Consider the following 24,798-nt stretch of genomic DNA (forward strand, 5'->3'; position numbering starts at 1 on the left):
TGGGCGGTCGGCCGTAACCCGGATCGGGGGGCGGGGCCCCGCCCCCGACGCGCGACGCTAGTCGACGGCGGACGCGGCGGCCCGGCCCGCGATGCGGCCCGAGAAGAGGCATCCGCCCAGGAACGTCCCCTCCAGGGCCCGGTAGCCGTGCACGCCCCCGCCGCCGAAACCGGCGACCTCACCCGCCGCGTACAGGCCCGGCACCGGGGCGCCGTCCGCCCCCAGCACACGCGCGTCCAGGTCGGTGTGCAGACCGCCCAGGGACTTGCGGGTGAGGATGTGCAGCCGCACGGCGATCAGGGGGCCGGCCTTCGGGTCCAGGATCCGGTGCGGCCTGGCCACCCGCACCAGCTTGTCGCCCCGGTAGGTGCGTGCCGAGTGGATGCTCATGACCTGGAGGTCCTTGGTGAAGGTGTTGGCCATCTCGCGGTCGCGGGCCACCACCTCGCGGGTGACGGTGTCGGCGTCGAGCACCCCGTCCCCGGCGATCTCCCGCATCTTCCGGATGAGCGCGGGCAGCCTGTCGGCGACGACGAAGTCCGCGCCGCGCTCCTTGAACGCCTCCACGGGGTCCGGGGCGCCGGGGAGGACGCGCTGGAGGAGAAGTTTGAGGTCCTTGCCGGTCAGGTCGGGGTTCTGCTCCGAGCCCGACAGGGTGAACTCCTTCTCGATGATCTTCTGGGAGAGTACGAACCACGTGTACTCGTGGCCGCTCCGCATGATGTGGTCGAGTGTGCCGAGGGTGTCGAACCCGGGGAAGCAGGGCGCGGGCAGCCGCTTGCCTGTCGCGTCCAGCCACAGGGAGGACGGGCCCGGCAGGATGCGGATGCCGTGCCCGGCCCAGACGGGGTCCCAGTTCTGGATGCCCTCGGTGTAGTGCCACATGCGGTCCGGGTTGACGATCCGCCCGCCCGCCCGCTCGGTGATGCCGAGCATCCGCCCGTCCACGTGCTCCGGCACACCCGACAGCATGTGCTTCGGAGGGGCGCCCAGGCGCTCGGGCCAGCTCTTGCGGACCAGGTCGTGGTTGGCACCGATCCCCCCGGAGGTGACCACGACCGCCTGCGCGGCCATCTCGAAGTCGCCGACCACGTCGCGGTTGCTGGCCTGGCCGCGGGAGATGCCACTGGGGGCCAGGACGGCGCCGCGCACCCCGGTGACGGTCCCGTCGGTCACGACCAGTTCGTCCACCCTGTGCCGGAACCGCAGCGTGACCAGGCCCCGTTCGACCGCCGCGCGCACCCGGCGCTCGAAGGGCGCGACCACGCCGGGACCGGTGCCCCAGGTGATGTGGAAGCGGGGGACGGAGTTCCCGTGTCCGCCGGCCAGGTGGCCGCCGCGCTCGGCCCAGCCCACGACGGGGAAGATCCGCAGCCCCTGGGCGTGCAGCCAGGAGCGCTTCTCGCCGGCGGCGAAGTCCACGTAGGCCTCGGCCCACCGGCGCGGCCACTCGTCCTCGGGGCGGTCGAAGGCCGCGGTGCCCATCCAGTCCTGGAGGGCGAGTTCGCGGGAGTCCCTGACACCCATGCGCCGCTGCTCGGGGGAGTCCACGAGGAAGAGGCCGCCGAACGACCAGAACGCCTGGCCGCCGAGGGACTGCTCGGGCTCCTGGTCGAGCAGGACCACCCTCTTTCCCGCGTCGGCCAGCTCGGCGGCCGCGACCAGCCCCGCCAGTCCGGCTCCGACGACGATCGCGTCGGCTCGGTCGGCTCCGCTGCTCATCTGCTTCCTTCCCCTCGGATGGTCCGCGCCCGGAGGGCACGGTGTGCGCGATGGTGACGACTGTGCCGCGCCGTGCCCCCGCCGACAAGGGTGTCGTGTGTCCTGCGCCACATCATTTGTCACACCGTGACAAACGAGGCGGGTGTTCCGCGGTCGGCGCCGTGCCGTGGGGAGGAGGTGGCGCCGACCGCGGGCTCAGGCGCCGAAACGCACGAGGGACCGCCCGCCCAGGCCCCGGCGCATGCGCTCGAAGGCCTCCGGCAACCCCTCCAGGGAGATCTCGTCGGTGACCATCGCGGCGAGCTTCAGCCCGCCGGAGCGCACGTGCGCGGCGATCACCGGGATGTCGCGCTCGGGGTCGCTGGAGCCGTAGACGCACCCGCGCAGGGTGCGTCCCTGGTGGAAGAGCTCCAGGGCGTTGAACGAGACCTCGTCGTCGAGTGCCCCCACGCCCACCACCGTGACCGTCCCGCCGCGCCGTGTGGCGTCCCAGGCCGAGCGCACCACCCGGGCGGAGCCGACCACCTCGAACGCGTGGTCCGCCCCCCGGCGCCCGGTCAGCCCGCGCACGGACCGGGTCAGCGTCTCGTCGGCGATCAGGAAGTCGGTCGCCCCCAGGGACCGGGCCAGCTCCTCCTTGTCGGGGGACACGTCCACGGCGATCACCTGGTCGGCGCCGGCGAGGCGGGCGGCCTGCACCACCGACAGCCCGACCCCGCCCAGGCCGAGCACCACGGCCGTCTGCCCCGCGCGCACGGCCGCGGAGTTGTTGACGGCGCCCCAGCCGGTGAGCACCGCGCAGCCCAGCACGGCGGCGACGGAGGGGTCGATCCCGTCGGGCAGGGGCACGACGGCGCGGGCGGGGACGACGGTGGCCTCGGCGAAGGCCCCGCAGCCCAGGCCCGGGTGGACGGGGGTGCCGTCGGCCAGCTCGGCGTACGGTCGGGCCGCGCCGTCGAGGGCGTGCTCGCACAGGTGGGGCTCGCCCTGGAGGCAGAACCAGCACTCCCGGCAGGCCGGGGCCCAGTTGAGGATGACGTACTGGCCGGGCACCACGCCGGTGACGCCCTCGCCCACGGCCTCGACGGTCCCCGCGCCCTCGTGGCCGAGCACCGCGGGCCACTTCTGCGCCAGGGTCCCGTTGGACAGGGAGAGGTCGGAGTGGCACACGCCGGCCGCGGCGATGCGCACCCGGACCTGTCCGGGGCCGGGGTCGGGCAGGACCAGGTCGCGGATCTCGGGGGGCGCGCCCTGCTCGGAGAAGACGGCGGCCTTGACGGTCGTACTCATGGGAGCAACTCCAATCGGGGATTGCCGCGACAGTAGCAATACCGACCGGTCGGTCCGATCCCGGGGCGCTCTCTCCCGCCCCGGCGCGCCGCGGGGCCGCGGTCGCCCGGGACGGCCGCCGTCCGGTGGACCTGACCTCCCCTTTGCCCTCCGTGGGCGGAGTCCTGCCCGGTGGGAGTGATGATGGGAGGCAGAGGGAGGGATCATGGTCAATCCGGTTTGGGTGGGAACCCTGATGTTCGGTCGGGTGCCGATCGGCGTGCGCCTCTACAGCGCCCGGGAACGCAGGGGCCCCGTGCTGCACCAGTTCCAGCGGGGCACCGCGGACCGCATCCGCTACGTGCGCGTCAACGAGCGCACCGGGGAGGAGGTCGCCCCCGAGGAAGTCGTGCGCGGGGCGCGCACCGGGATCGAGGACGAGTACGTGGTCCTCGAACCCGAGGAGCTGGAGGACATCCTGCCGGCGGGCTCGCGCACCATGCAGATGCACGGCTTCCTGCCGGAGGGGGCCGTCGACCCGCTCTGGTACGCGTCCACCTACTACGTGTCCCCCCGGGGCCCCGCCGACACCGAGGCCTACCGCCTCCTCCACGCGGCCCTGGACCGGACCCGCCGGGTGGGCGCGGCCACCGTCGTCCTGCGGGAGCGCGAGTACCCGGTCCTGGTCCAACCGCACCGGGGGGTGCTGGCAGCCTCCACCCTGTGGTGGCCGGACGAGGTCCGGGACCCGGACGACGTGATGCCGCCCGTCACGGGCGCCGAGCCCGGCAAGGGCGAGCTGGAGCTGGCCCAGGAGCTCGTCAGGGCACTGTCCGTGGAGTGGGACCCCGGGGACTACGAGGACAGCTACGGCAGGCGGCTCACCGAACTGGTGCGGGCCAAGGCCCGGGGGAGCACGTTCTCCCACCGCCCCGACCGCTCGGAGGGGGGAGGGGAGGTCGGCGCGATCGGCGAGGCGCTCCGGCAGAGCCTGCCCAACCGCCCGCACAAGCGGGGGCGCGCCCCCGTGCCGCGCAGGCCCGCCACCGTCCGCGCCGAGGCGAGGGGCGCAGCCGAGGGCCGCCGGACCAAGCGCGAACTCCTCCGGCAGGCCTCGGAGCTGGAGGTCCCGGGCCGCTCGAGGATGAGCAGGGACGAACTGGAGGAGGCGGTCGGCCGGGCGGGCGCGGGCCGCCGCCGGTGACCGGCGCCCGCCGGGCGGGGCGCGGCGCCCTCCTCGGACCGGCGCCGCGCCCTGTTCCGGACCGGGGCCGGGGGAGGGGCGGGGCCCGGGGGACAATTCTGGAAAAACGGTCTGTTGCCGGAACTCCGGGGGAGGGTATCTCCTCTTCATCCGTGCGGGAACCACGATGTGGTAAATGCGTGTACCACCGAGGGCTGAACAGCGTTCCGCGCGTCTCACGGGAGGTCCCATGGCTCGTCCGGCTGCATCGGCACCGGCAGCGCGGCACTACCTGATGTGTCGGCCGACCTATTTCGCGATCGAATACGCCATCAACCCCTGGATGGACCCGGCGGCGGGAGTGGACAGGGAAAGGGCGATCCGGCAATGGGAGGGGCTGCGCGACCTCTACCTCCGCCTCGGGCACCGGGTCAGCGAGATCGAGCCCGTCGACGGCCTGCCGGACATGGTCTTCGCGGCCAACGGCGCCCTGGTCGTGGACGGCCGGGTCTACGGCGCGCGCTTCGCCAGCGCCGAGCGCACCCCCGAGGGCCCGGCCTACCTGGACTGGTTCCGCAAGGCGGGCTACACCGAGACCCGTGAGCCCAAGCACGTCAACGAGGGGGAGGGGGACTTCGTCACCCTGGACGACGTGGTCCTGGCCGCCACCGGGTTCCGTACCGAGGCCGCCGCGCACCAGGAGGCCGAGCGCTTCCTCGGACGCCCCGTCGTCACCCTGCAACTGGTCGACCCGCGCTTCTACCACCTGGACACCGCGCTGTTCGCGCTCTCGGGCCGAGAGGTCGCCTACTACCCGGGGGCCTTCTCCGAGGGGAGCCGCCAGGTGCTGCGGGCGCTCTACCCGGACGCGCTGCTGGCCACGGAGGAGGACGCGGCGGTGCTCGGCCTCAACGCCGTCTGCGCGGGGAACGACATCGTCGTCGCCGCGGAGGCTACGGCCCTCGCCGACCGCCTGAGGGAGCTCGGCCGGACCGTCCACCCGGTCGAGATGGACGAGCTGCGCAAGGCCGGGGGCGGCGCCAAGTGCTGCACCCTGGAACTGCGCGACACGCCGGACCCCGTGTGACGGGGGCGGCCGGGTCCCGCGCACCCGTGCGCGGCGCCCGGCCGCCCGCACCGGCCCGGTGTGGGAAATACCACCGCGGGCCGGCGGCGGTCCGCCCGTCGCCACAGGTCACGCATGCGCGGGCCGCCGGCGCCCCGCGGGGCGGGCGGCGCGTGTGACAAGCGGCCCTGGACCCGCGCCCCCGCCGCAATAAAGTCTGGGTTCGTGAAGACCACACAGCGCAGACTTCCGCGACGGATCAGGGAACAGCAGATGATCGACGCCGCGGTGACGGCGTTCTCCCGTGGCGACTACCACTCCGTCAGGGTGGAGGAGATCGCCGAGGCGGCCGGCACCTCCAAGCCCACGGTTTACCACTATTTGGGCTCGAAGGAGGGGATCTTCACGGCCTGCGTGCACAGGGAGGGCGAGCGGCTCATCGCCGCGATCCGGGAGGCGGTCCACGACCCCCGGGCCCGCTCCGGGGAGGACCCCCTGCGCCGGGGCATGCACGCCTTCTTCACCTTCGTGACCGGGAACCGTGAGAGCTGGACCGTCCTGTACCGGCGCGCCGCCGTCCAGGGGGAGCCGTTCGCCGCGGAGGCCACGCGCATGAGGGACCGGGTCATGGACGAGGTCGCCGGCCTCATCACCAGCTGCACCGGAGGCCTCCTGGACGAGCACGGCGCCAAGGACGCGCAGCTCCTGGCCCGCATCGCCGTCAGCACGGCCGACGCCTACGCCGACTGGCTCCTGGACCACCCGGAGGAGAGCCCCGACGCCATGGCCGGGCACGTCACCGAGCTCACCTGGTCGCACCTGCGGGCCCGGCGCGCGGCCCCCGCACTCTGAGGGAGGCCCCGAGCCCCGTCCGGGCCCGGGACCGTCCGCCCGCGGTCAGCGCAGCGCGCTCATCACGTGCTTGACCCGGGTGTAGTCCTCCAGGCTGTACGCCGACAGGTCCTTGCCGTAGCCCGAGTGCTTGAACCCGCCGTGGGGCATCTCCGACACCAGCTCCCCGTGGCTGTTGATCCACACCGCGCCGAAGTCCAGCTCACCGCTGACGCGCAGGGCGCGCCCGTGGTCGGCCGTCCACACGGACGAGGCCAGTCCCTGCTCCACGCCGTTGGCCAGCCCGACCGCCTCCTCCTCGGTGGCGAACCGCTGGACGGTGACGACGGGGCCGAAGACCTCCTCGCGCACGATCTCGTCGTCGGCCCGGAGCCCGGACACGACGGTGGGCGCCAGGAAGAACCCCTCCCCGCCCACGCGGTGCCCGCCGGTCTCCACGACCGCGTGCCCGGGCAGGCGCTCCAGGAGCCCGGTGACCCGGGCGAACTGGTCGGCGTTGTTGAGCGGGCCGAAGTCGGAGGGCTGCTCCGAGGGGCGCCCCGTGACCTGTGCGGCAGCCCGTGCGGTCAGTTCGGCGACGAACGCGTCGTGGACGCCCTCGTGCACCAGGACCCGGGTGGCGGCGGTGCAGTCCTGGCCCGCGTTGAGGAAGGCCCCCGCCACCACCCCCGCGGCGGCGCCGGCCGGGTCGGCGTCGTCGAAGACCAGGACCGGGGCGTTGCCGCCCAGCTCCAGGTGCAGCAGCTTCAGGTCGGCGGAGGCCGCCCGTGCCACCTGCACGCCCGCTCGGGTGGAGCCGGTGATCGACACCAGCCGCGCCGCCGGGTGCTCCACCAGCAGGCGGCCGGTGTCGCGGTCGCCCACGACCGCGTTGAGCACGCCCGGGGGCAGGACCTCCGCGGCGGCCTCGGCGAGCATGACGGTGGTGGTCGGCGTGGTCTCGGCGGGCTTGAGCACCACGGTGTTCCCGGCGGCCAGGGCCGGCCCGATCTTCCACACCGCCATCATCAGGGGGTAGTTCCACGGGGTGATGCCCACGCACACGCCCACGGGCTCGCGGCGGATCCACGAGGTGTGCCCCTCCAGGTACTCGGCCGCCGCCCGCCCCTCCAGGTGGCGCGCGGCCCCGGCGAAGAACCGCAGGGTGTCCACACAGAACGGGATCTCCTCGTCGAGCACGGACGCGCGGGGTTTGCCGGTCTCACGGCACTCGGCGTCGGCGAACTCCCCGGCCCGGGCCGCCAGGGCGTCGGCGAGGGCCAGGAGGGCGTCCTGGCGGCGGGCGGGGGTACCGCCCCGGCGCCAGAGCCGGAAGGCCCGGGCGGAGGAGGACACGGCGGCCTCCACCTCCCCGGGGCCGAAGACCCCGGACCTGCCCGCGACCCCTCCCGTCACGGGGTCGACCAGGTCCTGGACGCGCCCGTCCGCGGGCGCCAGGGGTTCTCCGTCGACGAAGCCGGGCAGTGTGTCGAACTCGTGGATGCGCATGGTGTCCTCGCGTCGGTTGCGGTGGTGTCGGGAGGCCGGGAGCCGGGCCGACCGGTGGCGGCGCGCCGTCCGGTCGGCCCGCCCGGCGGGCCGGGCCAGGGCGGCGGAGGCCCTACCCGTCCAGGTGGGTGGGGGCGAACAGCCCCAGCACCATGGGCAGCACGACCACGTTCGGGCCGGGCCGGGACAGGGCGGCGGACAGGTCCTCGCGCAGCCGCTCCGGGGAGGTCCGGGTGGCGGGCACCCCGAACGCCCCGGCCAGGGCCACGAAGTCCGGTCGGGCCAGCTCGGTGTGGGTGGCCTCCCCGAACGACGACTCCATGTACTCGCGCAGGATGCCGTAGCCGCCGTCGTCCACGACCAGCCACGTCACGTCCAGGTCGTGCTGGCGGGCCGTGGCCAGCTCGGCGACCGAGTACATCGCGCCCCCGTCCCCGGAGACGGCCAGAACCGGGCCGCGCCCGGCCGCCGCGGCGCCCAGGGCGGCGGGGAACCCGTACCCCAGGCCCCCCGACCCCTGCGCGGAGTGCGCACCGCCCCCGCGCGGGTCCCACGCGGACCACGCCCAGTAGGCCAGCATCGTCATGTCCCAGAAGCTGGGTGCCCCGTCGGGCAGGGCATCCCGCACGGCCGCCAGCACGGCGCGCTCCGCTGCCAGGTCCTGCGCGTCCAGGCGGGCGGCCACAGCGGCCTTCACGGACGCCACCTCCCCTTCCACGGCCGGATCGGCGGGACGGCGGGCCACCGCCTCCGCGAGGCCGGCGAGGGTCGAGGCCGCGTCGCCGTGCACGCCGAGCGCGGGGTGGTTGGACTCCAGCTTGCCCAGGTCGGCCTCGACCTGGACCACGCGGCCCCGGGGCGCGAACGTGTGGTAGTTGCTGGACAGCTCGCCCAGCCCCGAACCCACCACGAGCAGGACGTCGGCCCCCTCCAGGTAGTCGGTGGTGTGCCGGTCCTCGATCCACGACTGGAGGGAGAGCGGGTGGTCCCAGGGGAAGGCGTCCTTGCCCCCGAAGGTGGTGGCCACCGGGGCCCGGAGGGCCTCGGCCAGGGCGACCAGCGCGTCCCGCCCCCCGGAGCGGCTCACCCCGCCCCCGGCCAGGATCCTCGGGCGCCGGGCCCCGTCCAGCAGGCGGGCCGCCTCGGCCACCAGTTCGGCGCGCGGCGTGAGCGGGGCCGGGGCCGGGTCCACGTCCTCCACCGGGGGCACCACGGTCGGCTCCAGCAGCACGTCCTGCGGGATCTCCACCAGGACGGGACCGGCCGGGGCGCTCGCCGCGGCCCGCCAGGCCCCGGCCAGGGCCGAGGGGATCTGCGAGGCGTGCCGCACCGTGAACGCCGTCTTGGTGACGTTGGCGAAGCTCGCGGACTGCTCGGGCAGCTCGTGCAGGTACCCGTGGCGCCCGCCCCCCAGTCCCGCGCGCGGGACCTGGCTGCTGATCACCAGGACCGGGGCGCTGGACGCCCGGGACTCCTGGAGGGAGGCCAGCGTGAGCAGCGCCCCGGGCCCGGTGGAGACCAGCAGCGGTGTCACCTCGCCGGTGAGCCGGGCGTGCCCGTCGGCGGCGAAGGCGGCGTTGTTCTCGACCCGGCTGGAGACGAACCTCAGCCCCGGGGCCCGGCGCAGCGCGTCGAACAGCCCCAGCGCGTGCTGACCGGGGATGCCGAAGGCCACCCGCGCGCCGAGCGCGGTGAGCGTCTCGGTGACCAGGTCCCCGCCGTTGCGCGGAGCTCCCATGGGCTCAGGCTCCCGTCGTGTGGTGGAGGGCCAGGACGCTGACCAGGTCGTAGGCCACGTGCGAGGCCGCGGTGGCGGTGATCTGCGCGTGGTCGTAGGCGGGGGCGACCTCCACCACGTCCGCGCCCACCAGGTTGCAGGCGGCCAGGCCGCGCAGGATCTCCAGCAGTTCGCGGCTGGTCAGGCCGCCCGCCTCCGGGGTGCCGGTGCCGGGCGCGTGCGCGGGGTCGAGCACGTCGATGTCCACCGACACGTACAGGGGGCGGTTGCCGATGCGCTGGCGCAGCGCGTCGGCGATCTCGTCCACGCCCTTGCGCATCACGTCGGCCGAGGTGACGATGCCGAACCCGAACCGGCGGTCGTCCTCCAGGTCCTTCTTGCCGTAGAGGGGGCCGCGGGTGCCCACGTGGCAGATGGCCTCGGTGTCGAGGATGCCCTCCTCCACGGCGCGGCGGAACGGGGTGCCGTGGGTGTAGGGCTCGCCGAAGTAGGTGTCCCAGGTGTCCAGGTGGGCGTCGAAGTGCACCATCGCGATCGGCCCGTGCACGCGGTGCAGCGAGCGCAGCAGGGGCAGGGCGATGGTGTGGTCGCCGCCCAGGGTCACCAGGCGCGTGCCCTCCCGCACGAACCGGGAGGCGCCCTCGTCCAGGGTCTCCACGGCGTCGCCGATGGAGAACGGGTTGACCGCGATGTCCCCGGCGTCGACGACCTGCGCGTGCGCGAACGGGGACACGTCCAGGCCCGGGTTGTAGGGGCGCAGCAGGCGGCTGGCCTCACGGATGGCGGAGGGGCCGAAGCGGGCGCCGGGGCGGTAGGAGACCCCGGTGTCGAAGGGGACGCCGACCACGGCGATGTCGGCCTTCTCGACCTGGTCGATGCGGGGGAGGCGGGCGAAGGTCGCCGGCCCGGCGAAGCGCGGTACGAGGCTGGAGTCGGTGGGTCCGATCGGTGCGTTCATCGCGTGGTCCTGTCCTTCTCGTCGTCGGTGCGGCCGGTGGGGCCGCGGTCGGTGCGGTCGGTCGGTGCGGGTCAGCCGTCCCGGGGCGCGGGCGCGTCCACGGGGTCCACGGCGGCCGGTGCGGCCCCGGCCCCCTCCGGTGCGTCGTCGCCGCGCAGGCGGCTCTGCCAGGCGGCCAGGACGGCCGGGTCCGTCGGCGGGGTCAGCAGGCTCACGGCCACGTACACCACCAGGGCGGTGCCGAGCCCCACGTAGATCGGCTCGTTGGCGAGCATCCCGGTCAGGGCCATGGTGACGATGACGGCCACCGACCCGGTGAGCATGGAGGCCAGGGCGCCCGCGCGGGTGCCGCGCTTCCACACCAGGCCGCCCAGGATGGCGACCAGCAGGCCGCCCACGAGCACGTTGTAGGCCAGGGTCAGCGCCGCGACGACGTCGTCGACGGCCAGGGAGACGCCGATGGTCGCGGCGCCCAGGACCAGGGTGAAGACGCGGTTGGAGGCGACCTCGTCGCGGTTCCCGCCCCCGTGGGAGGCCCCGCCGCGCCCGAACAGGCGGCGGACCTGGGGCCACAGGTCGGTGGACGTCACCGTGGAGCAGGCGATGAGGGCGCCGCTGGCGGTGGACATCACGGCCGACAGCGCGGCGGCGATCACCAGGCCGGCGAGGCCCACGGGCAGGGTCGCGTCGACCATCAGGGTGAACGCGTCGTCGGGGTTGGCCAGGTTCGGGAAGAGAACGGCCGCCGCGGTGCCGATGAGGGCCCCGCACACGCCGTAGACCAGGCAGTAGACACCCGCGCCGATGCCGCCGACCCTGGCGACCCGGTCGTCGCGGCCGGTGAACACGCGCTGCCAGATGTCCTGGCCGATGAGCAGGCCGAGCGAGTAGATGACGAAGTAGGTCAGGATCGTCTCCCCGCCGATGGCGGTGGGACTGAAGTAGGAGGGGTCCAGGGACTCGCGCATCCCGGAGAAGCCGCCCGCCGACCAGATCGCCACCGGCGTCAGGATGAGGACGAGCCCGATGGTCTTGATGGCGAACTGGGTCATGTCGGTCATGGTCACCGACCACATGCCGCCCATCGTGGAGTACAGGACCACGATGGAGCCGCCCAGGATGATCGCCACCGCGCGCGGGAGCTCGAAGAGGCCGCTGAAGATGGTGGAGAACGCCAGGGTGGAGGGCACCGTCAGCATGAAGGTGTAACCCCACATGACCAGGCCCGACACCACCCGCGAGTTGCCGCCGTAGCGCAGGTCCAGCATCTCGGAGACGGTGAAGACCCGCAGCCGCGAGATGCGCTTGGCGAAGAACAGGTGCAGCGCGAGGATGCCGACGCCGATGGCGACGACCAGCCAGGCGCCGGAGACGCCGTAGGTGTATCCCAGGCCGATGCCGCCGACGGTGGAGGCGCCGCCGAGCACGACCGCGGCCATGGTGCCCGCGTACATCAGCGGACCCAGGCGGCGTCCGGCGACCAGGTAGTCGGACTTGCTGGTGGCGCGGCGCATGCCCCACCAGCCGAGGGCGACCATACCCAGGAGATAGGCGGCGATCACCGCGAGGTCGACGGTCATGGCACTCCAAATGTGGACGCGGGGGTACGGGGGAGTGAACAGCGGCGACATTGACGCAGGTCACACGGACTTCGGACAGACTAGGCAGCGTCTCGACTACGCTCCAGTGGACGAACCGCACCGTCAAACCTCCTTGTATGTGCGAACCATCCAGAAAGTGCGGTCGGCGCACCCCTGTGCGCAACACGGGGGACACGAGGCACCCGGCGCCGGAACCTGCGGCGCGGGGCGGGGAGAAGGGGAACGCCGTGGCAGACCGGGCCCGACGCACCGACGTCCACACCGTGCCGCTGAGCGTGGTCACGGGCCGCCGAGATCTGGCGCTGGCCACCGTCGTCGAGGCGGGCGACCCGGGGATCGCCTGGGCCGTGGTCAGCGAGCTGACGGACCCCTCCGCCTACCTGCGCGGCGGCGAACTCCTGCTCACGGCGGGGGTCAACCTGCCCCGAACCGCCGCCGGCCTGCGCGCCTACGTCGACGCCGTGGTCGGCGCCGGGGTCAGCGCGGTCGGCTTCGGAGTCACCCCCGTCCACGACACCGTCCCCGCGGGCCTGGTCGAGCAGTGCCACGCGCGCGGACTGCCGCTGGTCGCGGTCCCCCGCCCCACCCCGTTCGCCGCCGTCAGCCAGGCCGTCGGCGCGGAGCTGGAGGAGCGGCGGCTGCGCGACCTGCGCCGCCTCGGGGAGGCGCACCAGGCACTGGCCCTGGCCGTCACCGCCGACGCGCCGGTGGACCGCGTCCTGAGGGTGCTCGCCGAGGCCCTCGGAGGGTGGGCGCTGCTCGCCCGCGTCCCGCCCGGGGCCCCGGACGCCGGGACCCCGGCCTCGTCCGGGGAGGCCGCACCGGCGCGGACGGGGGCCGCAGCCGGTGGACGGCACGCGACACCGGGTGCGCCCCGGGACCTGGACCCCGACCTCCACGGGCTCGTCGCCCGGCTCACCCTCCCGCACGGTCCCCGCAGCGCCAAGGCGCGGTACGGCGCGGACGAGGTCTTCCTGCACACCGTCGGCTCGCCCCCCGACGACCACGGGGTGGTCCTGGTGGGGCGCCCCGACCCCCTCGGCATCACCGACCGCGCGGTCCTGCGCACCGCGACCGCGCTGCTCGACCTCCTCGCGCGCACCGACCGGGCCGCCCCGCCCGCCCCGGGCCGCCTCCTCACCGCCCTGCTGCTGGACGGAGGGGTCGCCGAGGAGGCCCTGCCCCTGCTCGCCGGGCTCACCGGGGGCGGGGACGGCCACGCCGGCGCCTACCGCGTCCTGCACGCCCTTCCCGCCGACCGGGGGCGGCACACCGCTCCCGCCGGCCTGCCCCTGGACACCCGGGTCCTGGACGCCGCCCCCGGCCCGCCGGGACTGCTGCGCGCCGTCCTCGCGGACCGCGGCGACGCCGCGCACCGGGAAGGGCTGGACCTGCTCCTGCTCCACGGGTGGATCGGCGCGCTGAGCGGCCCGGTCTCCCCCGAGGAGCTGTCCTCCGCCGACCGCGCGGCGGCCTCCCTCCTCCCCCGCGCCCGTGCGGCCGGGGGCCCGCTGCTGTGGGAGGAGGACACCGACCCCTTCGAGGCCCTCCTGGACCCGCTGGGCGCGGACGCGCTCGCACGCGGCGTCCTGGGGCCGCTCGCCGAGGACACCGCTCCCGCGGGGCTCCTGCGCGCGACCCTGCGGGCCTGGCTCACCCGCCACGGCAACTGGGACCGGGCCGCGGCCGACCTCGGAGCCCACCGCAACAGCGTCCGCTACCGGATCGGCAGGATCGAGCGGGACCTGGGAGTGGACCTGGCCGACGCCGAGCAGCGCATGCGCCTGTGGTTCGCGCTCACCCGGTGGCGGTCCGGCCCCTGACCGCGCTCCCGGGACCTCTGCCGCGCTCGGGCCCAGGCCCGGCCGCACGTGCGGGTGTGCGACGCGCACGCACGTGCACGGGCCCGGACCGGCCCCTCCCACCTGCCCTCGCCCGTGCGGGCGTGGCCGCTTCCGGCCAATTCCCCGATTCGGGGTGCGCGGTGCCCGATCCTGGTCGCGCACATCGTCGTCCCGGCGGGGGCAGCGGCTGCCATGTGCGGCGTACGGACCCGGTTTTCGCTGGGAAAGCGGAAGTTGTGCGCCGACCACGGTTCCGAATCGTGCGCGTGTTCCGGTTCCCTCACCCTGTCGGGGCTCAGCCTGGACACTTGGTATCTCCGTAGCGAACCCGAAGTCAGGGGGCCACATGTCGTTTCCTCCGCTGGACACGGCCCTGCCCGCCGGGGCCGATGCCCGCGAGCACGCGCTCATGCTCAGACGGGTGCACGAGGCCTCGCTCACCGGGCGTCCCGCGCCCGCGCCGCTGCGCCCCGTGATCGAGGACTCCTGGGGAAGGATGCGCGGCTTCGGCATCGACCCCGACAGCGCGCCGCCCCCGCGGGTGGCGCGCGTGGACGAGCTCCAGCGCAACCGCGACGCCTCCCCGATCGCGGCGGTCCTCCCGCTGATCCGCCGGTCCCTCGTCTCGGTCGCGGACGAGGCCGACCACATCATGCTGGTCGCCGACTCCGCCGGGCAGGTCCTGTGGCGCGAGGGCTCGCACCGCATGCGGTCGGTCGGCGACAGGGTGGGGCTGGTCGAGGGCGCCTACTGGAACGAGGGCAGCACGGGCACCAACGCCATCGGCACGGCCCTGGTCGTGGGACGTCCCGTGCAGGTCTACTCGGCCGAACACTTCGTCCGGAGCCTGCACACCCTCACCTGTGCCTGCGCCCCGATCCACGACCCCCGCGACGGGCGCCTGCTCGGCGCCATCGACGTGACCGGTCCCGTCTCCACCATCCACCCCGCGACGCTGGCGCTGGTCAGCGCGGTCGCCCAGCTCGCCGAGGCCCACCTCCAGGGGATCCACCACACGCATCTGGAGCGGCTGCGCTCGGTGGCGGCGCCCCTGCTGGCCGGGATGAGCGAGCGCGCCCTGGTCGTGGACGACGCCGGGTGGACGGCCGCCGCCGTCCACATGGAGCCGGTCCGCAGGGTCCTGCTGCCCACGCAGCGGGACACGGGGACGGCCTGGCTCCCCGCACTGGGGGAGTGCGCGCTGGAGCCCCTGCCCGGGGGCTGGCTGGTGCGCCCCCGGCCGGAGCGGGAGAGCGGCGGGGCCACGGTCACCCTGGACCTGACCCGTTCCGCCCCCACGGTGGCGGTCGCCGGGGCCAGCGGGGAGTGGACGCACCGGCTGACGCCGCGCCACGCGGAACTGCTCCTGCTGCTGGCCGGCCACCGCGAGGGGCGTACGGGCGCACAGCTGTCGCAGGCCGTGTTCGGCGCGGGCGGCCACGTCGTGACCGTGCGGGCCGAGCTGTCGCGCCTGCGCCGGCACCTGGGCGGCATCATCGAGAGCCGCCCCTACCGGTTCAGCGAGGAGGTCCTGGTACGGGTCGTCGCCCCGCCCGCCCCGACCGACCTGCTGCCCGGGTCGGTGGCGCCCGGCGTCCGGGACCTCCGCGAGGCACTGAGGTCGGGCGACCACTCGGTTGCTCTGCGCGATCTTCTCGCAACCTAGTGCAACCGTTGCGCCCCGTTCCCGGGTGCGGTGGACTGTGCTTGCGCGGCCCCGGCCGGGGCGGTCGCCGGGCCGGAGAGGGCACGGCGACCGGAGTACCGGTCCACCGGCGCGTTCACGACCTTCGGGCCTTGAGGGGGGCCACGGGGAGGGACGTACGCGCCGCGGGGCCCAGGCGGTCGTTCGGGGTATCGGGGGAGAGCCCGAGACCGCCGCGCGACGCGGCGGGACGTCTCCCGAGGTGGTCTCCTCCGGGACGTCCCGCCGCGCACCACGGGGGCGCGGGCGCGCCGGAGCCCTAGTCGAGGGCCTCCTCGACGTTCTCCGCCTTCTCCGTCCCGGGTTCCTCGCCGCCGGGCTCCCGTTCCCCGGCGTCCTCGGCCGCGGGGGAGCACTGGAAGCAGTCCATGGTGAAGACCTGCTCGCCGTCGACGCTCCCGGTGAAGCTCCCGTGAAGGCTGTCGTCGCCCGCCTCCCGCTCGGCCAGCGCCCCGCGCAGGAGGCGCCCCTCGAACACCGCCCGCGCGCCCTCCTCGGTCTCGCCGGTGCAGTGGACCTCCAGCCGGCCGCCGCGGGGCTCGGGGGAGGCGGACGCCTCGTACCCCTCCGTGCCGGCGGTCCGGTTCGGGCCCGGGGCCACAGAGGCGGCCGGGGAGGCGGCCGGGTCTCCCTGCGGGCGGCTGCCGCAGATCAGGCCCCCCGGGACGGGGTGTCCCTCGCGGGCGAAGGCGCGCTCGGCTCCCGGCCGCAGTGCCGTCGCGGACAGGGCGTCGGCCGCCTGCTCCAGTTCGACCCGCGCCGCGTCGGCCTCCGCGTCGTGCGCCCCGCCGGGGGAGCAGGACGTGGCGAGCACCCCGCCCAGGACGAGGACGGCCAGCGGGACGAGGACGGTGGTCGAGCGGACTCTCATGGCTTCCCCCTGGAATGTCGGGCCGGGCGGCGGCCCCACGGACCACCGTGCCCCATGCGACCAATGTCGCTGATGGGAAAGATGGGGCCTATGTCCGACTCGGAGGAGAAGCGTGAACAGTTCCTCATATTCTCGTCATCCCCCTGTGAGTCGACCGCGGGGGATGGGTAGCCACGATGAGGACGATTCGGGATGAAGGAGACGGGGGTGGTCGGTGTGGCGAACAGCACGGAAGGCCCTTCCCCCCGGACCCGGGGCCGTGGGCTGGGCTACACTCAGCACATTTACCGAACCGTGCTCACCCACGGCTCGACCGACCCGACCGTCTCACCAGACCCCCGCGGCCCAGCCGCCACAGGGGCACCGTGTGAACCATGGGGGCACGACGGGCGTCGTACCGGAAGACCGCACCCGGGTCCCGGCCGACACCCTGCCGGCCCCTCAGACCGTCCTTCCTTCGGAGGTGGACCGTGTCCGCTGACCACCGAGAGCAGCAGCCCGCGCAACAGGGCTCGCGCATCGACCCCCACGTCGGCCGCTACGCACGTCGAGCACAGGGAATGGTCGCATCGGAGGTCCGGGCACTCTTCGCGGTGGCCTCCAGGCCGGAGGTGGTCTCCCTCGCCGGGGGAATGCCCAACGTCTCCGCCCTCCCCCTCGACCAGATCGGAGAGCTCGTCAAGGACGTCGTCTCCGAGGAGGGCACGGCCGCACTCCAGTACGGATCGGCCCAGGGCGACCCCGTCCTGCGCGAGCAGCTCTGCGAGTACATGGCCCTGGAGGGCGTCACCGCCAGCCCCGAGAACGTCATCGTCACCGTCGGCTCCCAGCAGGCCCTCGACCTCCTCACCCGCGTGTTCGTCGACCCGGGCGACATCGTCCTCACCGAGGCCCCCACCTACGTCACCGCGATCAACACCTTCGCCGCCTTCCAGGCCGACATCCGGCACGTGGCGATGGACGACCAGGGCGTCATCCCCTCCGACCTGGAGGAGGCGCTCGTCCGGGCCGAGCTGGACGGCCGCCCGGTCAAGTTCTTCTACACCGTCCCCAACTTCCAGAACCCGGCCGGGATCACCATGAGCGCCGAGCGGCGCGCCCAGGTGGTCGCGGCCTGCGAGCGCCACGACGTGCTCATCGTCGAGGACAACCCCTACGGCCTCCTCCGCTACGACGGCGAACCCGAGCCCACCCTGTACTCGCAGAGCGAGGGCAACGTCGTCTACCTCGGATCGCTCTCCAAGACCTTCTCCCCGGGACTGCGCATCGGCTGGGCGCTCGCGCCCGCCGCCGTGCGCGCCAAGCTCGTCCTGGCCGCGGAGTCGGCGATGCTCAGCCACTCGACGTTCAACCAGCTGGTCGTGCGCCGCTACCTCAACACCTTCCCGTGGCGCGAGCAGATCAAGGCGTTCAACTCCATGTACGGCGAGCGCCGCGACGCGATGCTCAACGCGCTGACCGCGATGATGCCCGCCGGGTGCACCTGGACCAGGCCCGAGGGCGGGTTCTTCGTGTGGGCCACCCTGCCCGAGGGCATCGACGCCAAGGCGATGCTGCCCCGCGCCGTCGCCGAGCGGGTCGCCTACGTCCCCGGCACCGGCTTCTACGCCGACGGCCGCGGGCGCGACAGCATGCGCCTCAGCTTCTGCTACCCCACGCCCGAGCAGATCCGGGAGGGCGTGCGACGCCTCGTCGGCGCCATCGAGGGGGAGGTCGACCTGCGTGATACGTTCGGCACCACCCTGGCCCCGAGCACCGAGGGCCACCAGTCGCCGGCCCCCGACCTGCCCTGACACCCCCGAGCAAGGCACCAAGCACCATGACCGCAGCACAGAAGGAGGTTGGCGCCGTGGCCGACCTTGACCGGGTCCTCGTTCTCGCCGGGGGCCTGTCCCCCGAACACGAGGTGAGCGTCCACTCCGGGCGCAGCGTCGCCGAGGCGCTCCGCCGACTGGACGTGGAGGTCCAGGTCGCCGACGTCGACTCCACCCTGCTCGACCGGCTCTCCGACGACCCGCCGCAGGTCGTCTTCCCCGTCCTGCACGGGTCCGCCGGCGAGGACGGCGCCATCCGGGAGGTCCTGGAACTGGTCGGGGTGCCCTACGTGGGAGCCCGGCCCTCCGCCTGCCGCCTGGCCTACTCCAAGCCCGCGGCCAAGGCCCTGCTCGCCGAGCAGGGCGTGCGGGTGCCGCGCGGCGCGGCGCTGCCCAAGTCGGCGTTCCACGACCTGGGGGCCCCGGCCCTGCTCGACCGGCTCGCCGAGCGCCTGGGCCTGCCGCTGTTCGTCAAGCCGGACAGGGGCGGGTCGGCCTTCGGCGCCGCCCCGGTGACGTCGGTGCAGGGCCTGTCCACCGCCCTGGTCTCCTGCTTCGCCTACAGCGACTCGGCCCTGGTCGAGGAGCAGGTCCAGGGCACCGAGCTCGCCGTGGGGGTCCTGGACACGGGCGACGGCCCGGTGGCCCTGCCGCCGGTGGAGATCGTGCCGGACGGCGGGGTCTACGACTACGCCGCCCGCTACACCGCCGGCCGCACGGAGTTCTTCTGCCCGGCCCGCCTGGACGCGGAAGCCCTGGCCGCGGCCGCGGAGGTGGCGCTGACCGCGCACCGCGTCCTGGGGCTGCGGGACTTCTCCCGCACCGACCTCATCGTGGGGGCGGACGGCCGGGCCACCTTCCTGGAGACCAACGTCGCCCCGGGGCTGACCGAGACCTCCACGTTCCCGATGGCGGCGGCCGCCGCCGGGCTGGACTTCGCGGTCGTGTGCCGCGAACTCGCCCACCGGGCGCTGCTGCGGCACTGACCGGAGCCGCCCGGCGGACGCGGGGCGCCCTTGCGGCGCCCGAACCCGCAGACCCGATCGGAACAGCACGCCCGAACGCCCGGCCGGGGCACCCCGGCCGGGCGTTTCGCGTGTGTGACCGCCGGGCGGCACGGCCTCCGTCCCGCACCCGGGCCGCCGGTCCGGGACCCGTGGGCGCGGACCGGCGCCGTCACGCCGCCCCGCGCCCGGCGGGGTCTCCCGCGCCTCAGGACCGGGGGACCCCCAGAGCCCGTTCGAGCACGTCGCGCACGGTGGCGCGAAGCAGGTCCACCTTGTACCCGGTGGAGGGGAGCGGGGAGCACAGCGAGGCCAGGTCCGCGAGGGCGTCCTCCGCCTCCGGGCCCAGCGCGCGCCCCGGAAGGGCGCCGACCAGGGCGGACTCCACGCCTGGCAGCCTCAGCGGGGTGCGTGCCACCCCGCCGACGGCCACGGCCGCCCGGGTCACCGGTCCGGCGCCGTCCACGCCGCAGTCCAGCCGCGCCACCGCCTCCACCAGCGGCCACTCCGAGCGGGAGCGTCCCGTCGCCCTCCTGTGGGAGGAGCGCTCGCCCCGCACCGGAACCGGCAGGGAGACCGACACCAGCACCCGGCCCGGCGCCAGCACGTGGTCCCGGGCGGGGTCCGCCCCGTCGTACAGGTCGGCCACCGGCCTCTCCTCCGGCTGCGCGGAGCCGGCCCCCGCGACCAGCACCGTCGCGTCGTGCGCCAGCAGGGCGACCGCCAGCGACGAGGGGTGCGGGGCCACGCACGGCCCCTGGTCCACGACCACCCCGTACAGGTGGTCGCCCGAACGGGCGGGGCAGGAGTCACCGCCCGTCTGGAAGCAGTCGAAGGCCGGGTTGCGCAGGTACCAGCAGCGGTTGCGCTGCAACAGGTTCCCGCCCAGGGTCGCCGCGTCGCGTACCTGCGGGGTGGCCAGGACCCGCGCCACGGCGGCCAGCGCCGGGTAGGCGTCGGCCAGCCCCGGGTCCCCGGCCAGTTCGCCGACGCCCGTCAGGGCGCCCACCCGGGCCGATCCGTCGGGGAGCCAGTCCACCCCGCGCAGCTCGCCGACGCCGGACAGGTCGACCACCGGCGCGGAGCCGATGACCCCCGATCCCAGGCAGGCGGTCAGGTCGGTTCCCCCGGCGCGCGGGAGCGCGCCCGTGCCGTCCAGTCCGGACAGTGCCTCGTCCAGGGTCGCGGGTCGTGTGACGGTGATCATCGCAGTCCTTCGATCAGTCGGTCCGGACGGACGGGCAGCTCGTGCGGCCGCCAGCCGGTGGCGTCGTGCACGGCGTTGGCCAGGGCTGCGGCGACGCCGACGACCGACACCTCTCCCAGGCCGATCCCGCCGCCGGGGACGTGCTCGAACCCCTCCTCGTGGAAGTACACCTCGGTCTCGGGCACGTCCCCCGGCCCCGGGATCCGGTAGTCCTCCATGTTGTCGGTGAGCGTCACCCCTGTGGCGGGGTCGTGGCGCCGCTCCTCGAACAGCGCGTACCCGACCCCCTGGACGACCGCGCCCTCGCACTGGTTGCGGGCCAGCCGTTCGGCGTAGACGCGGCCGGCGGCGATCCCGGCCCAGCAGCGGGTGGGCTGCACCCGGCCCAGCAGGGTGTCCACCTCCACCTCCATCACGTGCACCGCGCCGCTGAGGCCCCGGCCCAGGGCCAGGTCGTCGGCCATGTTCGGGGAGAGCTGGCCCCAGCGGTCCAGGCCGCGCCCGCCCTCCACGCGCACGCCCTCGGCCGCGGTGAGGGCCTCCTTGAACGCGTGCTCGGGGACCGGGCCGACGGCGGGGACCGAGGGGGAGCGCTCCCGCAGGGCGTCGCGCAGCCGGTCGGCGGCCTGCACAGCGGCGGGCCCCATCGACGTGGTGGTGCGCGAACCGTACGACCCGGTGCCGTGCACCGGCCCGCTGCGCCCGATCTCCACCCGCAGGTCCGAGGCGGGCACGCCCAGCCTGTCGGCGACGGCCCCGGCGAGCACCGTGCGGATCCCGGTGCCGATGTCCTGGGTGGACGATCGCACCACCAACGAGCCGTCCTCCACCGAGAGCTCGACCCTGGCCTGCGGCCCGAGGAGGTAGAGCCAGCTCGCGGCGGCCACCCCCACTCCGCGCCGGAAGCGGCCGGAGCGGGGGCCGCGCGGCCGGTCCCGCCACAGGTCCAGTTCCGCGGCCCGCGCGTACAGGGCGCGCCGCTTGGGGTTGCCGTCCCAGCGGGCGCGCAGCGCCAGCGGGTCCTCGCCCAACCGGTGCGCCATCATGTCGACGGCCTGCTCCAGCGCCCACGCCATGGGCGGTCCGCCAGGGCCGCGCATGGGCATGCCGGGGGGCAGGTTGGTGACCACGTCGAAGTCGCGGACCCGCCGGGGCGAGCGGCCGTACATCATGAAGGCGAGCGCGGCGGCGGAGGAGCCGACCGACACCCCTCCCTCGCCACGGGAGTCCACACTCATCGCGGCCAGGTCCCCGTTCCGGTCGGCGAGCAGCGCCACCCGGGTGCGGGCCGCGGGCCGGTGCCCGGCGTCGGTCAGCTCCTCCGCGCGGTCGAACGCGACCCGTACCGGCGCGCGGGCGGCCCTGGCCAGCTCCACCGACGCCACGATGTCGGCGGAGAGGGCGTTCTTGGCGCCGAACCCGCCGCCGACGTACTCGCTGACGACGTGCACCCGGTCCGGGGGCAGGCCCCAGTGCTTCGCGGCGCGTTCCGCGGTCTTGGCCACGGCCTGTGTGGACACGCGCAGGTACAGGTCGCCCCCCGGCTCCCAGGAGGCCACACACACGTGCGGTTCCAGGGGGTTGTGCGCCTGCGAGGCGGTCGTGAACTCCCCGGAGACCAGGAGCGGGTCACTTGCCCGCGCGGCCCGGCGCAGCCTGCGCACGGCGGTGGGACCGCGCCAGCTCAGGGTGCCGGGACCGCGCAGGTTGCCCTCCCACCGGGCCGGAGGGGTCGGGGCCTCGCCGTAGCTGGGGGCGGCGGCCCGCTCGGCCCGGGTCGGGTAGAGGACCGGGGCCCCGGGCGCCCGGGCGGCCTCGGCGTCGAGCACGGCCGGGAGCGGGTCGTAGTCGACCCGGACGGCGGCCGCGGCCGCCCGGGCGCCGGCGGAGGTCGGCGCGGCGACGGCGGCGATCGGCTGGCCGACGTAGCGGACGGTGCGGTCCTCCCCGAGCAGGTCGGTGAACACGGGTGCGGTTCCGGGGGCTGCGGCGGTGTCCTCCGGGGCGCCCCCGGTGCGCGCGGCGCCCGGGTCGACGGCGCGCACGCGGGCGTGGGCGTGGGTCGAGCGGACGATCACCCCCTCCCAGTGGCCGTGCGGAGCCAGGTCGGCGCTGAACCGCGCCCGGCCGGTCACCTTGTCGACGGCGTCGCGGCGGGGGGGCTCCCGGTCCGGCCGGGAGTCGAACTCCCCGGCGCAGGCGGCGGCGACGGCGGCGAAGATCCCCTCGTAGGCGCCGCAGCGGCACAGGTGGCCGGACAGCGCTTCGGCGATCGTGTCGCGGTCGGGCCGGGTGTCGCCGTGGTCCGCCCGCCAGGTGTCGACGAAGACCGAGGCGGAGACGACGAACCCCGGGGTGCAGTATCCGCACTGGAGCGCGTCGTGCGCCGCGAAGGCGTACTGGACGGGGTGGGTGCCGCCGAGGCCCTCGACCGTCGTGACGGTGCGGCCCGCCAGGCGGTCGGAGGGCAGGAGGCAGGAGACGGTGGGGGAGCCGTCGACGAGGATCGTGCAGGCGCCGCACACTCCGCCGCCGCAGGCGATCTTGGTGCCGGTGAGGCCGAGGCGGTCGCGCACGTGCTCGGCGGTGCTGGTCTCGGGGTCGACGGGTGCGGGATGCCGTGCGCCGTTGACCGTGACGTGGTCCATGGGTGTCCGTCCCTGGTGCGCATGAAAGTTGTCAATGTCAACTTAGGGTGGCTCCGCCGGGCTGTCAACGCCCTTCGGACACCGGCCGCGGACGCTTCCGCCGGGGCACAGGTCAGCGTTCCGCGGTCCGCTCCGGGGGCGCCGCCGACCCGCCGCGTGCCGGCGGCGCCCGTGCTCCCACGACGGCGGGGCCGGTGCGCGCCGAGGTGCGCACCGGCCCCGCGGGGGCGTGCCGGGTCAGAGCCCCAGGGCGTGCATCGAGAAGTGGAACACGAACACGGCGCTGAGCAGCCACATCAGCCAGCCCACCTCGCGGAACCGGCCCTGTGCCGACCTCAGGACCGTGGAGGCGATGATTCCGATGCCGATACCGCTCGCGATGTCGTAGGCGAACGGCATGACCGCGATCGTCAGGAACGCCGGGATCGCGACGGACATGTCGTCCCAGGCGATGCCGCGCACCTGCGTCATCATCAGGGCCCCCACCAGCACCATCGCCACCGATGCCGCCTGGGCCGGGACGATAGCGAACACCGGGGCGAACACGATGGCGGTGAGGAAGAGCAGGCCCGTGACCACGCTGGCCAGCCCGGTCCGGGCGCCCTCGCCCACCCCCGCCGTGGACTCCACGAACACCAGGGTGGCCGACGAGCTGGTCAGGCCGCCGACCACGGCCCCGGTCCCGTCCGTGGCCAGGATCTGGTTGACCCGGGGCATGTTCCCGGCGGAGTCGGCGATGTTCGCCTTGGCGCCGATGGCCAGGATGGTGCCGACGGCGTCGAAGAACCCGGCCAGGACGAGGGTGAACAGGATGACCCCCGCGGCCGTGGGCCCCGCCGTGGTCCAGGCCCCGAACATGTCCACCTGGAACAGGAGCCCGAAGTCGGGCACGGCGACCGGGCTCGCGGGCAGCTGGGGCGCGCCGCCGCCCCAGTCCTCCGGCGTCAGGCCCAGGGCGTAGTGCACCGCGACGGCCATCACCGTGGCGCCGACGATGCCGTAGAAGATGGCGCCGGGGACGCCGCGCGCCAGGAGCGCGCCGGCCAGCACCAGTCCGCACACGAACACCAGCAGGGGCCAGCCCAGGAGGTGCCCGCCGTCGCCGGAGGCGCCGATCTGGAGCAGGCCGTCACCGTCGCCCTTGCTGACGAAACCGGCGTTGGCCAGGCCGATCAGCGACACGAACAGGCCGATGCCCACGCCGATCGCGAGCTTGAGGTCGTGCGGCAGCGCGTTCATCACGGCGGTGCGGACACCGGTGACGACCATCGCGACGATGGCGACGCCCTGCCACACGACCAGGCCCATCGCCTCGGGCCAGGACATGACGGGGGCGGCCTGGTAGGCGACGACCGCCATCACCCCGAGGGCGGCGGCGCAGGCGATCGGCGCGCGGCCGACCACCCCCATCATGATCGTGACCAGGCCCGCGGCCAGGGCCGTCATGGTGGTCAGCTGTGCGGCCGACAGGGTGTCCCCGTTCACGTCGGCGACGCCGCTCAGGACGATCGGGTTCAGGACGATGATGTAGGCCATCGCCATGAACGTGGTGAGACCGCCCCGGACCTCGCGGGCGATGCCGGAGCCGCGCTCACCGATGAAGAAGAAGCGGTCGAGCCAGGATCGACCTGTGGCGGACGCGGGCTGTTCGCGCCTACGGGCGCGCTCACTTCGGGTCATGTCCCCTCCTGGAGGGAAACGGGGCGGCATGGAGCCACCATAGGTGAGGGGGGCGCTACTGTGCGTAGTCACCTGGGTGTCGGCGCCGGGACGGTACCGTCCCGGCGCCGACCGGCCGCGGCACCCGCGTGGCGGGGCCGACGGACCG

Annotated in this window: 17 protein-coding genes; 7 read left to right on the forward strand and 10 right to left on the reverse strand. The window is 74.7% G+C overall.

The window, feature by feature from the left end; genetic code table 11:
* Window positions 1-57: 57 nt before the first annotated feature.
* Together ACFQBR_RS03340 and ACFQBR_RS03345 are read right to left on the reverse strand one after the other, a co-directional pair.
* Window positions 58-1,722: an FAD-binding dehydrogenase gene (locus ACFQBR_RS03340; protein WP_344176067.1), complete on the reverse strand. Its 1,665-nt coding sequence runs from the start codon at window positions 1,720-1,722 to the stop codon at window positions 58-60.
* A gap of 195 nt (window positions 1,723-1,917) precedes the next feature.
* A complete protein-coding gene (locus ACFQBR_RS03345; protein ID WP_344176069.1) occupies window positions 1,918-3,012 on the reverse strand; it encodes an alcohol dehydrogenase catalytic domain-containing protein in 1,095 nt (364 codons plus the stop codon).
* 205 nt (window positions 3,013-3,217) lie between these two features.
* Between ACFQBR_RS03345 and ku the strand changes: the two genes are divergently transcribed.
* The 3 genes from ku to ACFQBR_RS03360 all read left to right on the forward strand — a co-directional run bounded on the left by ku (window position 3,218) and on the right by ACFQBR_RS03360 (window position 6,092).
* A complete protein-coding gene (gene ku / locus ACFQBR_RS03350; protein WP_267944549.1) occupies window positions 3,218-4,195 on the forward strand; it encodes a non-homologous end joining protein Ku in 978 nt (325 codons plus the stop codon).
* A gap of 229 nt (window positions 4,196-4,424) precedes the next feature.
* Window positions 4,425-5,261: a dimethylargininase gene (gene ddaH / locus ACFQBR_RS03355; protein WP_267944548.1), complete on the forward strand. Its 837-nt coding sequence runs from the start codon at window positions 4,425-4,427 to the stop codon at window positions 5,259-5,261.
* A 204-nt stretch (window positions 5,262-5,465) separates the two neighbouring features.
* The gene (locus ACFQBR_RS03360; RefSeq protein WP_344176074.1) at window positions 5,466-6,092 is read left to right on the forward strand and encodes a TetR/AcrR family transcriptional regulator; all 627 of its coding nucleotides are present in this window, start codon (window positions 5,466-5,468) and stop codon (window positions 6,090-6,092) included.
* 45 nt (window positions 6,093-6,137) lie between these two features.
* Here ACFQBR_RS03360 and ACFQBR_RS03365 read toward each other — a convergent pair whose 3' ends face one another.
* From ACFQBR_RS03365 to ACFQBR_RS03380, 4 genes are all read right to left on the reverse strand, one after another.
* Window positions 6,138-7,580, reverse strand: coding sequence for an aminobutyraldehyde dehydrogenase (locus ACFQBR_RS03365; RefSeq protein ID WP_344176076.1), 1,443 nt, complete (start codon window positions 7,578-7,580; stop codon window positions 6,138-6,140).
* Window positions 7,581-7,692: 112 nt separating this feature from the next.
* Window positions 7,693-9,318 carry a thiamine pyrophosphate-binding protein gene (locus ACFQBR_RS03370; RefSeq protein ID WP_344176078.1) on the reverse strand — a complete coding sequence of 542 codons (1,626 nt, stop codon included), beginning with the start codon at window positions 9,316-9,318 and terminating at the stop codon, window positions 7,693-7,695.
* A gap of 4 nt (window positions 9,319-9,322) precedes the next feature.
* Window positions 9,323-10,276 carry an agmatinase gene (gene speB, locus ACFQBR_RS03375; RefSeq protein WP_267944544.1) on the reverse strand — a complete coding sequence of 318 codons (954 nt, stop codon included), beginning with the start codon at window positions 10,274-10,276 and terminating at the stop codon, window positions 9,323-9,325.
* 71 nt (window positions 10,277-10,347) lie between these two features.
* Window positions 10,348-11,856, reverse strand: coding sequence for a sodium:solute symporter family protein (locus ACFQBR_RS03380; protein WP_344176080.1), 1,509 nt, complete (start codon window positions 11,854-11,856; stop codon window positions 10,348-10,350).
* 248 nt (window positions 11,857-12,104) lie between these two features.
* Between ACFQBR_RS03380 and ACFQBR_RS03385 the strand changes: the two genes are divergently transcribed.
* Together ACFQBR_RS03385 and ACFQBR_RS03390 are read left to right on the forward strand one after the other, a co-directional pair.
* Window positions 12,105-13,700: a PucR family transcriptional regulator gene (locus ACFQBR_RS03385; RefSeq protein ID WP_352985305.1), complete on the forward strand. Its 1,596-nt coding sequence runs from the start codon at window positions 12,105-12,107 to the stop codon at window positions 13,698-13,700.
* A gap of 367 nt (window positions 13,701-14,067) precedes the next feature.
* Window positions 14,068-15,387 (forward strand): helix-turn-helix domain-containing protein, encoded by a 1,320-nt coding sequence (locus tag ACFQBR_RS03390; protein ID WP_344176084.1) that lies wholly within the window; start codon window positions 14,068-14,070, stop codon window positions 15,385-15,387.
* Window positions 15,388-15,685: 298 nt separating this feature from the next.
* Here the strand turns inward: ACFQBR_RS03390 and ACFQBR_RS03395 are convergent, their stop codons facing one another.
* Window positions 15,686-16,297: a hypothetical protein gene (locus tag ACFQBR_RS03395; RefSeq protein ID WP_344176086.1), complete on the reverse strand. Its 612-nt coding sequence runs from the start codon at window positions 16,295-16,297 to the stop codon at window positions 15,686-15,688.
* 560 nt (window positions 16,298-16,857) lie between these two features.
* Between ACFQBR_RS03395 and ACFQBR_RS03400 the strand changes: the two genes are divergently transcribed.
* Together ACFQBR_RS03400 and ACFQBR_RS03405 are read left to right on the forward strand one after the other, a co-directional pair.
* Window positions 16,858-18,090, forward strand: a complete 1,233-nt coding sequence (locus ACFQBR_RS03400; protein WP_267950402.1) for an aminotransferase-like domain-containing protein — start codon at window positions 16,858-16,860, stop codon at window positions 18,088-18,090.
* 56 nt (window positions 18,091-18,146) lie between these two features.
* Entirely contained in the window at window positions 18,147-19,097 is a 951-nt protein-coding gene (locus ACFQBR_RS03405; RefSeq protein WP_344176088.1) for a D-alanine--D-alanine ligase family protein, read from the forward strand.
* A gap of 226 nt (window positions 19,098-19,323) precedes the next feature.
* On the opposite strand, the gene ACFQBR_RS03410 is transcribed toward ACFQBR_RS03405, so the two are convergent.
* The 3 genes from ACFQBR_RS03410 to ACFQBR_RS03420 all read right to left on the reverse strand — a co-directional run bounded on the left by ACFQBR_RS03410 (window position 19,324) and on the right by ACFQBR_RS03420 (window position 24,650).
* Window positions 19,324-20,322 carry an FAD binding domain-containing protein gene (locus tag ACFQBR_RS03410; RefSeq protein WP_344176090.1) on the reverse strand — a complete coding sequence of 333 codons (999 nt, stop codon included), beginning with the start codon at window positions 20,320-20,322 and terminating at the stop codon, window positions 19,324-19,326.
* Window positions 20,319-22,970, reverse strand: coding sequence for a molybdopterin-dependent oxidoreductase (locus tag ACFQBR_RS03415; RefSeq protein WP_344176092.1), 2,652 nt, complete (start codon window positions 22,968-22,970; stop codon window positions 20,319-20,321). The genes ACFQBR_RS03410 and ACFQBR_RS03415 overlap by 4 nt, the downstream gene beginning before the upstream one ends.
* 237 nt (window positions 22,971-23,207) lie before the next feature.
* The gene (locus ACFQBR_RS03420; protein ID WP_267944536.1) at window positions 23,208-24,650 is read right to left on the reverse strand and encodes an NCS2 family permease; all 1,443 of its coding nucleotides are present in this window, start codon (window positions 24,648-24,650) and stop codon (window positions 23,208-23,210) included.
* Between the last annotated feature and the right edge of the window lie 148 nt (window positions 24,651-24,798).

Source organism: Nocardiopsis tropica, assembly GCF_042660575.1.
In the GTDB taxonomy this organism is placed as follows: domain Bacteria; phylum Actinomycetota; class Actinomycetes; order Streptosporangiales; family Streptosporangiaceae; genus Nocardiopsis; species Nocardiopsis tropica.

Coding starts and splice junctions, on each gene's coding strand:
- ACFQBR_RS03340 (WP_344176067.1), bottom strand. CDS start 1,722: ATGAGCAGCGGAGCCGACCGAGCCGACGCGATCGTCGTCGGAGCCGGA.
- ACFQBR_RS03345 (WP_344176069.1), bottom strand. CDS start 3,012: ATGAGTACGACCGTCAAGGCCGCCGTCTTCTCCGAGCAGGGCGCGCCC.
- ku (WP_267944549.1), top strand. CDS start 3,218: ATGGTCAATCCGGTTTGGGTGGGAACCCTGATGTTCGGTCGGGTGCCG.
- ddaH (WP_267944548.1), top strand. CDS start 4,425: ATGGCTCGTCCGGCTGCATCGGCACCGGCAGCGCGGCACTACCTGATG.
- ACFQBR_RS03365 (WP_344176076.1), bottom strand. CDS start 7,580: ATGCGCATCCACGAGTTCGACACACTGCCCGGCTTCGTCGACGGAGAA.
- ACFQBR_RS03370 (WP_344176078.1), bottom strand. CDS start 9,318: ATGGGAGCTCCGCGCAACGGCGGGGACCTGGTCACCGAGACGCTCACC.
- speB (WP_267944544.1), bottom strand. CDS start 10,276: ATGAACGCACCGATCGGACCCACCGACTCCAGCCTCGTACCGCGCTTC.
- ACFQBR_RS03380 (WP_344176080.1), bottom strand. CDS start 11,856: ATGACCGTCGACCTCGCGGTGATCGCCGCCTATCTCCTGGGTATGGTC.
- ACFQBR_RS03390 (WP_344176084.1), top strand. CDS start 14,068: ATGTCGTTTCCTCCGCTGGACACGGCCCTGCCCGCCGGGGCCGATGCC.
- ACFQBR_RS03395 (WP_344176086.1), bottom strand. CDS start 16,297: ATGAGAGTCCGCTCGACCACCGTCCTCGTCCCGCTGGCCGTCCTCGTC.
- ACFQBR_RS03400 (WP_267950402.1), top strand. CDS start 16,858: ATGGTCGCATCGGAGGTCCGGGCACTCTTCGCGGTGGCCTCCAGGCCG.
- ACFQBR_RS03410 (WP_344176090.1), bottom strand. CDS start 20,322: ATGATCACCGTCACACGACCCGCGACCCTGGACGAGGCACTGTCCGGA.
- ACFQBR_RS03415 (WP_344176092.1), bottom strand. CDS start 22,970: ATGGACCACGTCACGGTCAACGGCGCACGGCATCCCGCACCCGTCGAC.
- ACFQBR_RS03420 (WP_267944536.1), bottom strand. CDS start 24,650: ATGACCCGAAGTGAGCGCGCCCGTAGGCGCGAACAGCCCGCGTCCGCC.